The organism is Pseudoalteromonas sp. T1lg10 (assembly GCF_002964545.1).
Classification (GTDB): domain Bacteria; phylum Pseudomonadota; class Gammaproteobacteria; order Enterobacterales; family Alteromonadaceae; genus Pseudoalteromonas.
The window spans coordinates 85,326-98,284 of record NZ_PQBV01000005.1 but is presented as its reverse complement, the minus strand read 5'-3'; the positions used below and the strand labels follow the sequence as shown (position 1 = coordinate 98,284).

The following is a 12,959-nucleotide window of genomic DNA, read 5'->3' as shown; positions in this document are numbered from 1 at the left end:
GCCGCCGATTTGGCGACGGTAAATTCCTGATTCATTTTCTCTCCGAGATGAAAAATAGCTTATTTTTCAAATACAATCAGGAGAACTTGGCAAGACTAAAAGAAAGGTATGTCCATTGCCAGAAGCCCTCCACCCAAACAGGTGACAGTTCCGAGGATTCAGCCTCAAGAACCGAAAGCCATTGTGACGAGCAATGTACTTCCTCGGCGATAGTCTCCCTCATAAACGGTCGTTGGCCTACGTCTGCCTCGCGTCTACTACCTAGCTATCGCACCTCTTCTGCTACAGATTTACGGCATGAGCCGCAAACCCGAGCTAGGAATTTAACGTTTGGATGGCTGGATGTCAATCACCCTTAGGTCGAGCATGGGCACTTAATTTTTGCTTATACCAATTCTGTTAAGTATGTGATCAGAGATAGCGCTGGATAATTGATATGATCACAAGGCGGAATTTTTCTTATGTAGTTATTCTACATCGAAAAATTCCAACACAGTGAGCATGATATTTAGCCCGCTAGAATGATTAGCTATTTAAGTGAATTGGTATTCCTGGCCAGCAGCAAATCGGCAAGCTTAACAACACCGCCCCGCTCTAACTTTTCAATACAGGCAACAATGGCCGAATTTACGGGAGTGGCTACCCCGTGGCGCTGACCAAGTGCGACCACGGCGCCGTTGAGATAGGCGATTTCCGTTTTGCGTCCCGCCTGAATATCTTCCCACATGGACGAGCGCGCCTTGGGGTCGATATCCAACATGGCAGAGGCAAGGCGCCTAAATAACCAATTGGGTAAGCTCAACACACGGGGCACTAAGGCAGGTTTAACCTTGGTAAATTGCGCCAGCTCAATATTCATGGCCTTACATACCGCCAGCCATTCCTTCATGGCCGCCGCTAACACACGTCTTAGGGCTTTATTTTCCAGCTCCTGCTTGATGGGCATATCCGCCACCGCATTAAGGGCGTTATTAAGGTTTAACAGCAGCTTGCCGTAGATCACTGGCGTCATCTGCGCCTTTAATTCGCAGTTAAAGCCGTGCTCACGCAAAGTCTTGGCGATATGCTCCGTGCCTGGGGTTTTAGCAAATACAAATTCGCCCTCGGTGCCCTTATGAAAATGCGCGCCCTGTTGCAATACGTTAAACGGGGTAATGCCAAACACACAGGTGCGCTCCGCTAGCCTATCTTGGATTGCCTCAAAGCTACCTAGGCCATTTTGCATAAAGACCAGCTCGGAAGACTTATGGGTTATAGCCAGCAGTTGGGGCAGTGCCTGGGGCAATTGATGGCACTTCAAAGTGACAAAAACCACATCAAACAGCTGCTCGCCAGGCTCGGTGATAAGCTCATCCGGCATCACAGTTTTATCCAGCCCCTGGTAGTCACTGATATGAATGCCGCCATTAGCAATAATGGCGTCTTTAATCCGTGCCCGGCATATCAGGGATACATCAAGCTGTGCCGCGCTTAATAACGCGCCCAAATAACACCCCGTTGAACCGGCACCAAAAACCGCAATACGCATAAGTCACCTTTATTAACCTGGTCAATAAGTTACCTGATATGTTCATAGTGCTGTAAGTTTAAGCTCGCGGCAATGATCGATAGAATTTTAATTGTACTAATGTGTATGAGCAACGGCAGAAACAAAAAGACCACCTGGGTTTAAGCCTAGATGGTCTTTAAAGAAAATGCGGATGCCGTCGCCGTTACACGAATGAACCCATGTAGAAAGCGCCCACATAACCCACAGAATAAGCTATCAAAAGATAGAAGCTATTACGCAGGTAGCTACCGAAGGTTAAATCGCGCACCTTGCTCATGGCGATAATACCCGCCGCCGAGCCTATTACTAACATGGAGCCACCTACACCGGTCGCATAGGTAAATGCCAGCCAGTTTTGCGTATCCATATGAATATCTGCTTTAAGCAGTGCCGCGGTTAAAGGTACGTTATCGACCGCTGCCGACAGTAGACCCATCAGGTAGTTGGCCTGACTTGGCGCTAACACCTCATACAGATGAGTAAACTGGGCCAGCACGCCCACTTCTTTTAGAGCGCCAACCAGTAACAATACACCCACGAAGAACAACAAGGTGTCGTACTCAATCTCACGGATATAGTCGATGATCTGCTTGTTTACGTCCTTTTTGCGCATCAAGAATTGCGCAGTTAGGAACATCAGCGATAGACCGAATAAAAACGTCAACAAGGGCGGAATTTGAAACAGCACACTCATGGTCAGGGTGCCGACGATTGTCGAAAGGAAAATAGCCGCTATGGTAATGTCGGTTTTTTCTATGGGTTTGCGCTCGCCTAGAGAAAAGGTCACCGTGCCGCGCATCTTCATCGATAACAAGGTCGCCAGCACCAGTACGCTAAAGGCCGCAGGAGCAATCAATAACAACAGATTGCCTATGGTCACCTTGTCGGCCAGGAAGATCATCAAGGTGGTTACGTCACCTGTGATCAGCGACACGCCGCCGGAGTTAACCGCAAAGATAATCAAGGTCGCGTATTTTACCAGCTTGCGGCCATCAAGTTTCAACGACATCACCACAGCCAGCGATACTAAGGTCGCGGTAATATTGTCGGAAATCGATGAGAATAAAAACGCAAAACCAGCAATAAGGAACATCAGCTTGCGCTCGCTAATCTTACTTGGCAGTACCCTTTGTACCAAATTTTGAATGAACCCTTTAGAGTTGAGATAGGCAACAAAGGTCATAGCCGCCATTAAAAACAGCCACAGGGTCGCTATTTCTAAAATGTTCTCATTAAGTTCATCTTTGATATGATCAAGGGAATGACCGTGAAGGGGCGAGATGAAGAGGATAATCCAGCACAAAGTGCCGAAAAAAAGCGTGGTTTTAGCCTTATTTACATGGATGACGTCTTCCACAACAATAAGCACAAACGCCACGGCAATGAGCGTCAAGATGAGCGCACTGACCATTTTGAGTATTATTCCTTGCGACAAGCGATTTAAAAAAGTACGGCTAAGTTTATTGGTGGTACAAATTACACCCAGATGTACAAATAACAAACTTAGCGATACCATGGGTTAATTGCAGACAATTACAGTCTGCAAGCGGCGCGAATTCTAACATTCATATGCCCAAGGAGCTATTACCAATTCGTTGTAAGTGACAATTTCTTTACATATTTTTTGTCAACCAAATACAACGCTTTTCGTAAAGATAATGTAACAGTGAAAAGCTATTTTCCCCTTTTGTACCTTTAGTTATAATCCCTGCCTATTGCCAAGCACAAAGAAACAACATAATGATAATAGCGAAACGCGTGCTCAATACGCTGACTGAGCTATGGCCGGTGCTTGAGACCCTGATGAAACGTTTCAAAATGGGCGACTTTAGCATCAAGGAAGTGCAAAGCATCATAAAGCAGCACTTTCCTCATTATTCCGGCGCTCAGATTTACAAAGAAACCAACCGCCTGCTTAGCCAAGACATTCTTGTTCCCTTAGCAAAATCATCGCAATTGGAAATCAACCGTGCGGTGAGTGATTTTGCCGCCTACTTATTGCAAGATGAAAGCTTGGGCGTGGCCGCTGAAATTCATGTTTTAGTAGACGACTTAGAGCGCTTAAGCGCTAAGCTCACTAAGGCGGTCGGTGATGATGATTACGGTGATATCAGTCGCTACACCCGGATTATGGATGAACGGGTACGTAAAATCGTCAAACTCTACCAGCACAATGAAAACGCCATTTACAATCTGGTTGAGCAAGCCAAGGCCAATGGTTCAAGCATGTCTCTGAGCAAGCGTTATAAGGCGGTGATTGAAGCCTTTGACGAATACATAGAGCCCATGCTGGAAATGCTCGATATCAGCGGTGCCTTTCAAATTTGCTTCGACACCATTGAGCTGAGCCTTACCGAACACCTGTTGCACCTAAAACAAAGCGGCCGCGACGCCAATACCATTCGCATGCTGGAACAGCTGCGCACCCGCATCCTCGATATGCACCATATTGGCCGCGAAAGTCTGCGCCAAAGTGCCGACATGCTGATGCCACTGCGCGAAGAGTTAAGACAAAACACCCTAGTCACCCGCCAGGCCGCCAAGATACTGGGGCTTATTCGTAAGCGCGGTTTGGATAGCGTGATGAGCGCCCATCAGCCGTTTTTTGCCAGCGAGCCCATGCATCACCAACTCGGCAGTAATGCACAATTAGTGGCCTATATGGCCGGTTTAAGCGAGTTTGAAGAGCATGACTTTGAAATGCCCGACGCCAGCGCTGCCGAGCCCTATCGCGCCCCAAATATTCCCAGCTTTAGAGATGTTCGCGCCCTGTTTAAACCCGCCAAGGGCAACAGCAAAGCCCGTAAGCAGCAGCTTATTGATGTGCTCGATACCCATTATCCTGAGCTGGAGTCCGACGAGCTGTTATACCTGTATCAAAAACTGATTAACGACCCCTCGCTGACCCTGAGTCAAAGCGAACAGCTTGAAACTAAAACCATCGCCGGCAAGCGCTTTGCCTTGTATCCCTTTATCGATGCCAGTGATGCGACAACAACAAAAAGTAGCGAAGAATTATGACCAACATAGACTTAACCCAGCTTACCCAGCTGCACTACATAAATAAAAAACTGGTCAGCGGCTATCATATCAGCGAGCAGGACAACCTTGCCTGGCAGGAGCTCGACCAACAACAAGAGCAATACGCCGCCCTCTTTAGTGCCCTAGGTCACACCCTAGTGCACGATGCCCGTGGTTTTTTCCATTTTGCCACAGATGAAGGCACCGCCAACATGGGTAAGATCTCCCGAGCCATTGCGCTCTTTATCTATACCCTGATCGAGCACTACGCCAACCAGGGCCAGGATCCCATGCGCGCCCTGTTCGACAAAGACGTCGACCTGGAGCTGTGTCAGGAGCTGGTGTTACACAACAAGGTGCTCTATGACCAGTTGGAGATCTTCTCCGGCACCGATTTACGCAAGGATGTGCTGATGCGCATGGTGCGCCTGGGGATGGCCAAGGCCAAAGACAAGGAAAGCGTGTTTCGTTTACTCGCCCCCATTCACCGCTATCTCGATGCCCTGTTAGAAGTAAATGAAGACGCGCTTGAAAGCGCCGAGGAGCTATAAATGCAGCAATTACACGGTCTGAGTAAACTAGCCCTGTTAAATACCGCTGGCTATGCCAAATGCGTGATCCCGCTGGATAAAAGCAGCTCTATTTGCGCGCCAAACAACACGGGGAAAAGCTCGGTAATAAACGCCCTGCAGTTTCCCCTTATCAATGACTTGCGCCTGACCGAATGGGATGGCCATGATTTAGAAGAAACCCGCAAATTCTATTTTAATTCCGACCAGTCCTATATCTTGCTTGAGGCCGACCTGCCCCATGGCAAGGTGGTCATAGGTGTGGCGGGCCTTGGCAAAATAGCCGGCTTTGCCCATCAGTTCTTTTGTTATAACGGCGCGCTGAACCTCGATGACTTTACCGATAACAAGCGCATCGTCAAATACACCCGATTGTTCAATCATCTTAAGGGCAAGGGCTTTAGCCCCATCGAACTCAAGGCGCAGGAACTCAATGCCTTATTGATAGGCGGCGCAACGCCGTTCGATGGCGACATCAACCTGCGCATGATCCCGCTCAATAATGTCAGCGACGCCGCCACCTATAAAGAAATCTTCCGTCGCATGCTTAACCTGCACAAGCTCGGCGCCAGCGATGTAAAACGCTTTATGATGCGTGTGTTTGAGCGCCATATGTCCAACGCTAACGTCGACTTTTATGAGGTCTGGCAGCGGGCATTCGACAAGGTTAATCGCGCCCGTCGTGAGCTCAATGCCTTGGAAACCATGCAAGAGCCCATCGCCGCGCTGGAAAGTATGTTGGAGCACCAAAGTGCCCTTAAAGGCAAGCTAGGTGCCTATGCGCCAAAAATCGACTTGGCCCTGGCCGAGTTCGATACCTTTTATGAGGATCAGCACGCCACCTTGGCCGAGCAACTTGAAGAAATCTCTCAGGAGAAGGAAGAATTCGAGCAAAAGCAACGCCTCTACGTGCAACAATCACGGGATATCGAGCGCAAGCTCACCGAGCTGGCGGCTTGGTTTAACGATTTCGACGCCCTGCATACTGAGTTTGAGCTGACCAACAGCGCCACCTTGCAAAGCGAGCTAAAAGCGCTTAAACAAGAGTATGAAGCCCTGTCCCACTCGCTTAAAAGCGCCGAGGGCCAGAGCCTGCATACCCTGGATTTTCGTATTAAAGAGACGCAAAAGCAGATCAAGAGCCTGAAACTTCAGCTGAAAAACCTGGAGTACAACCTCTTTACCCGCATGCGCGAGGACTTATCGCTCAAAGAAGTGGAAGAAATTTCGCGCATCCTCAATCCGGATCTGCTCTCTTTTGCCACCAGTAATGGCGGCGAGATCGATATTGACGATGAGGATGCCTTTGGCGCATTTTTATCCGAGCTAAGCCAGGCCGTGCGCGGCGGTGAGCTGGTGGTACCGGGCGCGACCATTTCCCTGAAGAAGCTGCCGGTAGTACAGATGCAAAGCGGCGCCGATAAGGCGCAACTAAGCGAGCAGCTGGCATCCCTTGAGCGCTCACTGAATGACCTTAAGGCCCAACGTGACGTTGCCGCCGATGTCGCCGGTAAACAAGCCGAGCGCGATGCTCTGTATGAGCAACTTATGGCCCAGGAAGCGGCGTTAAAACGCTTTGAGCAATACCAAGTGATGCAACGCTCCTGTGATGCCCAACAGGCCTTGCAGGAAAGCCTTAATGGTGAGCAGGAAGAAGTGGATGCCCATCTCAGTGAAGTGCAACAAAATGCCGCCGGCATTGCCGATCGCCGCGCCATTATTAACTCCAAAAAAGAGGCGTTGGAGCGTCAAAAAGCCCGCTTGCAACAGGTTAAGAGCGAGCGCTTGGATCACACCCTGGACTTTATCAGCGGTAAGGTAACCCCCTACCTTATCGATATCACCTTTGATCTTGATGCCCTGGCCGACACCATTCACGGCTTTAACAAGGATTGTCAGGAGCTGCGCAACTTCGATATCAATGTGCGCAATACCTATTTGCATATCTACAACGCCGGGATCACCAAATTTGATAACGAAAGCGACGAGCTGAGCAAATACCAAAAGCTGATCAGCGCCTATCACAACCTGGATAACGAGCGCGAGGCGGTCAATCGCCAGGCTCGAGTGGCATTGACCGATGTGGCCGCCACCATTAAGGGGCTGCGCCAGGACTTAAACCGCTTAACATCGGAAATGCGCCTGTTTAATCAGGGGATCAGCGAGCACCAGATCTCAAACCTCAAAGGCTTTAAGATTGAGGTGGTGCCAAGAAAAATGTTGGTGCAAAGCATAGATACTATCCTTGCTACCTCAGATCTTTATGAGCAAGGGGATAGCCTGGATTTATTGGCGGAGCAGCATGTACACGAAAGTGAGGTGAATGAGGCCAAAGATCAATTGATTAAGCTCGCTTCCGACAAGGCGGGACTGACGCTGAGCGATCTTTTTGATATCCGCTTTGAGGTGGTTAACCGCGCTGGCGACACCGAGTATTTCGATAAAATCGACTCGGCCGGTTCAAACGGTACCCGTATTACCATCAAGCTGTTATGCGGCATGTTGTTTATTCGCCATCTGCTTTCGGATAAAGAGAAAAGCCAGTACCGAGTGCCCCTGTATATTGATGAGGCCGCCGATATCGACCCGCAAAACCAGCAGGCTATTATCGAAACCGCGTTAAGCTTCGGTTTTGTGCCCATCTTTGCCTCGGTTAAACCGCAGATCAGCTGTGACTATATAGTTCCTATTCGTACCTTGGGCGATGGCAAGCAAAACTGGGTAGATGAAAAAGACTGGATCCGCGTGGAAAACGAAGAGCTGGTTTCTTGATTTGACCAAATAACAAAGGGGCGCCTGCCCCTTTGTTATTTTTAGCTCAATAGCATTCCATTACTCATCAAGCAAGGTATCAAAACCACCGTAAATCATCCGCTTACCATCAAACGGCATGGGGTTAAGCTGCTCCTGGCAACTGGGGTCCTGCATAAATTCTGCCCAGCCCTGATCACGCACTTCTTTTGACGGCCAGTGGATCCAGGAAAACACCACGGTTTCATCGTCTTTGCATTGCACCGCCATGGGGAAAGACGTCAGTTTGCCATCGGGTACATCACTGCCCCAATTTTCCACCACACGATCGGCACCATACTTTTTAAAAAACACCGCGGCCTTTGCCGCATGTTCACGATACTCTTCGCGTTTTTCCGTAGGCACAGCACAGACAAAACCATCTACATAACTCATGTTTATTCTCCTTGGTGCAGCTCGCACCTTTACATTTTTATTAGGATTAACCTATAGCGGACAAAGCCGACTGTTTCTAGCGGCCTTTTCAAGCGACATCTCCAAGCGGACGCATAAATTTCTCCCTTCATAGTATGTATGATGCTCGGCAAAACGCCGGAAAAGTTTCCTCCCCGACCGTAAAACTGATAATTCTCTACAACAAATTCAACCCCTTGCATATACTCACTCTACGATTGTGCACTAGGCCACGAAGGAGAATTAAATGATTGCCTATACCATGATAGGAGTAAGCGATTTACCCATGGCGATAGATTTCTACAAGCCATTATTTGCGCAAATGGGCATGGAAATATGTTGGCAAGGCGATACCTGCGCCTCTTTTGGTATTGTCGATGATGAGTCGGTGCCACGCTTTTTTATCGGCTACCCATTCGATGGTGGTGCCGCCAGCGTCGGCAATGGCACCATGACGGCATTTAGGCTGCAATCACCGGAGCAGGTTGTGGCCCTGCACAAGATGGCCTTGGAAAATGGCGGCAGAGATGTTGGTAAGCCGGGTTATCGACCCCAATATGGCGAGGGCTTTTATGCCGCCTATGTGCGCGATAGCGATGGTAATAAACTCGCTTTTGTTGTCTATCCTTAGTCTTAAGCAACTTAACTAAGCGATCGGGGCTTTCCCTTCAGTGCTACAGCCACTTTTTTTACTCACCTTTTTTATTGGCACCTTTATTGGCTTTCGTTTTGTCCTGGCTTATCTACGGGTGAAAGACGAAGTCAATAAAAGGGCCATTGCACTGACGATCAGTTTTTTAGCCATTCAACTCGCCTGCGGCTGGGTGAGCAACCTGCTAAATTTTGTCGAGCCCACAACCCTTATCGCTTCGGTGATCCTCTTTGCCTTTGTATTAAGAAAAGTACTGATCCTAAAGCTATGGCAAGTTATCGCCATCCCCATTGTGGTATCTATGATCTCCACCCTATTTATGGCCATTACCTTTATGCTGGCCATTCGCTTGTTTGGGCCCATCGGCGTCAATTGAAACTCAACGCCTAGGAAAATATGATCCAGATCCTCTTTGCGTAAAATTTACACACATTTACGCTAAATGCTGTCGAAATTGACACAAATCTCACCCATACTGGATTTTAGTTTCGCTCAACCTGAGAATTAAATATGGATAATAAACTCTCGACCCCCACCATAGTATTGCATTGGCTTACCGGCTTGTTGTTTATCGGCGTATTGGCATTTGGCCTGTATGTTGAGGAGCTGCCCAAGGGGGATGAAAAGCTAGAGATGCTGACACTGCATAAATCCTTTGGCATTACCGTGCTTTGTTTTGCCTTTGCGCGCTTGCTCTGGCGCCTTAAAGAGGGTGAAATTACCCATGTTGCCGAGCTTAGCAAAGTCCAGGAGTTAACCGCTAAGAGCGTGCATATGGTGTTGCTGATAGGCACCTTGTTAATGCCCATATCCGGATTAATGATGAGTATCGGCGGCGGCCATGGTGCGGCCTTATTTGGTTTCGAGCTCTATCCCGAGAGTGAAAAAATCGAATGGATGGGAAGCCTTGGACACGATATTCATGGCCCGGCGGCCTGGTTGTTGCTTGTGACCCTGTTGGTACATATCGCCGCGGCCATCAAACACCATTTTATCGATAAAGATAAAACCTTAAGTCGTATGCTTGGGCGTGGCAGCGACTAATTCAAAAAAATGGGGAGCCTAGGCTCCCCTTTTTATACCCGCTTAAGGCTCAGCCAATTGCCTTTTGATCTCTTCACTGTCCTTGTGCAGATAATTATCACTGCTTAACCCCAGGCTTTGCGGCAAGGTGGCACTGATAAATACCGACGACCAGGTACCCACCAGGACGCCAACAAACAAGGTGATGGCAAAGCCACGCAGCGGCGCCCCTGCCATCATCCAGATACTGATAATGGTGGTTAAGGTAGTCAAGGAGGTGATCAGGGTTCGGCTCATGGAGGCAAAAATGGCCTCATTCACGCTTCTGGACACATTTTGCTCGGGTTTAGCGCGCACTATCTCGCGCACCTTATCGCCTATGACTATGGAGTCATTGAGGGAGTATCCGATGATCGCCAAAATAGCCGCCAGCACGGTTAAGGTAAATTCCACCTCAAACAAGGCTAACAGCGCCAGGGTGATAATCACATCATGGGCCAGCGCCAGGGTTGCCGCCACGCTTAAGCGCCATTCAAAACGACCAAGGAGATAAAGCATCACCGCCAGGGTAGCAAATAACAAGGCCATCATTCCCTGCTCTATCAGTTCATCGCCGGCGGCGGCACCCAAGAAGCTGTTATCAAGCACGGTTGCACCGCTGTGCACCGACCAGCTCGCCAGCCAATCGCCGCTGGCGCGTCCCGCCTCGGGCGTTTGAAACACTGACCATTGCCCCGGACCACGCTCGGTTAAGCGAAATGGCCCATCAATATAGTTGCCGAGCTCTTGCTGTAACGGCTCTTGGGCGACCGACTGAGGCAGAGCAAATTCGCTGACATAACCGCCGGTAAAATCCTGCCCCAAGGGTACGCCCTTAAGAGTGATGATCAACAGGCTCACTACCATAAGCAAAACACTCAACCACAGGCCAAATTTGCGTACGGATTTAAAATTACTCACCATGATGGATCTCCTTGGTCGGGTGCTTAGCCGTCTCTTTCGCCCAGTTAAACAACAAATAAGAAAGGTATTTGGATACCAGTACACCACTAAATACGCTGGTGGCAATGCCCAGGGCCAGGGTGATGGCAAAGCCTTTGACCGGACCATAACCTACCCCCACCAGCACCAAGGCGCTGATAAAGGTGGTGAGATTGGCATCGATAATACTGCTCATGGCGTGTTGATAACCTCGCTGCAGTGCCTGCAAACGAGTGCGCCCCAGGCGTAGCTCCTCCTTGATGCGCTCAAAGATGATGACATTGGTATCCACCGCCATGCCTATGGTTAGGACCAAACCGGCGATCCCCGGCAGCGTTAACACCACCCCGGGCAACAGCGACATCAGCCCAAGTAAACTGACAACATTAACCATCAACGCCAGGTTAGCCACCACACCTAAGCGGCGATACCAAAACAGCATAAAGCCCAGGGTCAACGCAAAGCCAAGCAATAAGGCATTAAGGCCATTACTGATATTTTGCTCGCCCAGGCTCGGACTCATGGTTTGTTCCTTGATGATGCGTATCGGCGCTTCCAAAGAACCGGCGCGCAGCACCAGGGCAAGATCCTGCGCCCGCTGCCAGGAACCCAGACCGGTAATACTAAAACGCGTTCCCAAGGCTTCATTGATGGTGGCAATTGAGATCACCTCCTCACGTCTATGCACATTTTCATCGGCGCCTTGCACATACTCGCTGTACAAGGTGGCCATGGGCTCGCCGGTATGGGCGCGCGAGAAACGATTAATTTTATCGCCGCCCTGGGATGAGAGCTGCAACTGCACCATGGGTTGGCCCCATTCATCGCGTCCGGCCTGTGCACCAGTAATATCATTGCCGGTAAATATGGCCTTGGCATCGATGGCCACTCGGTCTCCCTCTTGGGTTAACACCGGCTTGCCACCTTGCTGCTGCAAGCCGTGAAACGACAGCTGGGCGGTAGCACCTATGATACGTTTGGCCTCGCCCGGGTCTTGGACGCCGGGCAACTCAATGCGAATGCCCTGCTCGCCCTGACGCTGCACCACAGCCTCGGTGATCCCCAGCTCTTCAATGCGCTTGCGCAAGGTGGCCAGGGCCTGAGCCATGTCCTCACGGGCGAAAAGCTGCTGTTGGGCCGCAGGGTAATGCAATCTGCTATATACAAAATCCCCCTTTTGCTCACGCGTGACATGCAGTTGTGGATACAGCTGCTGTAGCTGATCTTGTAATTGCTCGCCCTGAGCCGCCGAACGCAGTGGGGAGCGCAGCACTAGGGCATGATCCCCAGTGTCTATGCTCACGCCTCGCAATCCAAGGGTACGCCGGAGGGTAGTGGCATCCGCTGCAATGGATTTAATACGCTGCGCCATGGCTTGATCGGTATCGACTTGCAGGACAAAAAGCACACCGCCACCTAAGTCCAAACCCAGTTTCATCGGCGCTAAGCCAAGACTTTGCATCCAGCTCGGTGTGGTCGCTCGTGTTTGCACCTTGACGTTGGCGTCCGTTAATTGTTGTCGTAATACCCCGGCCGCCGCGGCGCTGTTATTCGGTCTTTCCAGGGTCAGCAATAACCTCTGAGCCTGGGGGTCAAAGTGGCCACCTTGTACAGGGAAACCTTGATTATCGAGCAAGCGCTCGATCTGAACCAAGGCCTGCGCTCCCTCGGGATTCTCGACAGCAATCACCTTGGTATTGGGGTATAAGTTGGGTAAGGCACTCAGTGCCAATATCACAATTAGGACAAGGGTGGTAAATACGCCCATGCCACGCTTGGCTCGCCATAACGAACCGTTTTTATTATTCATAATCTCTACCTTACGCTTGCCAAAACAAGCGTAAAAAATTGCCATCCTTGTCAGCAGATACGGCCTAAAACCGGTCTGTGGACAAGAAATTAAACCTTTGCTGGATACTTGAACCAGCCGCTAAATGGGGTGTTAAACGGGTCGATAGCC

The 12,959-nt window shown here is 49.8% G+C and carries 11 protein-coding genes and 1 riboswitch; of the genes, 6 read left to right on the top strand and 5 right to left on the bottom strand.

The annotated features are described in order from the left end of the window. Positions 1-114 precede the first annotated feature (114 nt). A riboswitch (Lysine riboswitch) is annotated at positions 115-287 on the bottom strand. A gap of 242 nt (positions 288-529) precedes the next feature. Both C2M17_RS05410 and nhaD read right to left on the bottom strand, forming a co-directional pair. Beyond that, entirely contained in the window at positions 530-1,528 is a 999-nt protein-coding gene (locus C2M17_RS05410) for a 2-dehydropantoate 2-reductase (protein WP_105199850.1), read from the bottom strand. Positions 1,529-1,712: 184 nt separating this feature from the next. Beyond that, a complete protein-coding gene (gene nhaD / locus C2M17_RS05405; RefSeq protein ID WP_105199849.1) occupies positions 1,713-2,960 on the bottom strand; it encodes a sodium:proton antiporter NhaD in 1,248 nt (415 codons plus the stop codon). Between the two features lie 329 nt (positions 2,961-3,289). Here nhaD and C2M17_RS05400 point away from each other — a divergent pair, with 329 nt between their 5' ends. Genes C2M17_RS05400 through C2M17_RS05390 form a run of 3 tightly spaced genes read left to right on the top strand, consistent with a single transcriptional unit; the run spans position 3,290 to position 7,911 of the window. Continuing rightward, positions 3,290-4,570: a hypothetical protein gene (locus C2M17_RS05400; protein WP_105199848.1), complete on the top strand. Its 1,281-nt coding sequence runs from the start codon at positions 3,290-3,292 to the stop codon at positions 4,568-4,570. After that, on the top strand, positions 4,567-5,121 hold the full coding sequence (locus tag C2M17_RS05395; RefSeq protein WP_105199847.1) for a condensin complex protein MksE: 555 nt from the start codon (positions 4,567-4,569) through the stop codon (positions 5,119-5,121). The genes C2M17_RS05400 and C2M17_RS05395 overlap by 4 nt, the downstream gene beginning before the upstream one ends. Then, on the top strand, positions 5,122-7,911 hold the full coding sequence (locus C2M17_RS05390; RefSeq protein WP_105199846.1) for an ATPase: 2,790 nt from the start codon (positions 5,122-5,124) through the stop codon (positions 7,909-7,911). A gap of 60 nt (positions 7,912-7,971) precedes the next feature. Here C2M17_RS05390 and C2M17_RS05385 read toward each other — a convergent pair whose 3' ends face one another. After that, positions 7,972-8,325, bottom strand: a complete 354-nt coding sequence (locus C2M17_RS05385) for a DUF1428 domain-containing protein (protein ID WP_105199845.1) — start codon at positions 8,323-8,325, stop codon at positions 7,972-7,974. A 265-nt stretch (positions 8,326-8,590) separates the two neighbouring features. Between C2M17_RS05385 and C2M17_RS05380 the strand changes: the two genes are divergently transcribed. From C2M17_RS05380 to C2M17_RS05370, 3 genes are all read left to right on the top strand, one after another. Continuing rightward, the gene (locus tag C2M17_RS05380) at positions 8,591-8,974 is read left to right on the top strand and encodes a VOC family protein (RefSeq protein WP_105199844.1); all 384 of its coding nucleotides are present in this window, start codon (positions 8,591-8,593) and stop codon (positions 8,972-8,974) included. Between the two features lie 40 nt (positions 8,975-9,014). Next, complete coding sequence (locus C2M17_RS05375) at positions 9,015-9,371, top strand: hypothetical protein (RefSeq protein WP_105199843.1); 357 nt, start codon at positions 9,015-9,017, stop codon at positions 9,369-9,371. 134 nt (positions 9,372-9,505) lie between these two features. Further along, positions 9,506-10,039, top strand: coding sequence for a cytochrome b (locus C2M17_RS05370; protein WP_105199842.1), 534 nt, complete (start codon positions 9,506-9,508; stop codon positions 10,037-10,039). 42 nt (positions 10,040-10,081) lie between these two features. On the opposite strand, the gene secF is transcribed toward C2M17_RS05370, so the two are convergent. Further along, the gene (gene secF, locus C2M17_RS05365; RefSeq protein WP_105199841.1) at positions 10,082-10,981 is read right to left on the bottom strand and encodes a protein translocase subunit SecF; all 900 of its coding nucleotides are present in this window, start codon (positions 10,979-10,981) and stop codon (positions 10,082-10,084) included. After that, positions 10,971-12,809: a protein translocase subunit SecD gene (gene secD / locus C2M17_RS05360; protein ID WP_105199922.1), complete on the bottom strand. Its 1,839-nt coding sequence runs from the start codon at positions 12,807-12,809 to the stop codon at positions 10,971-10,973. The genes secF and secD overlap by 11 nt, the downstream gene beginning before the upstream one ends. Between the last annotated feature and the right edge of the window lie 150 nt (positions 12,810-12,959).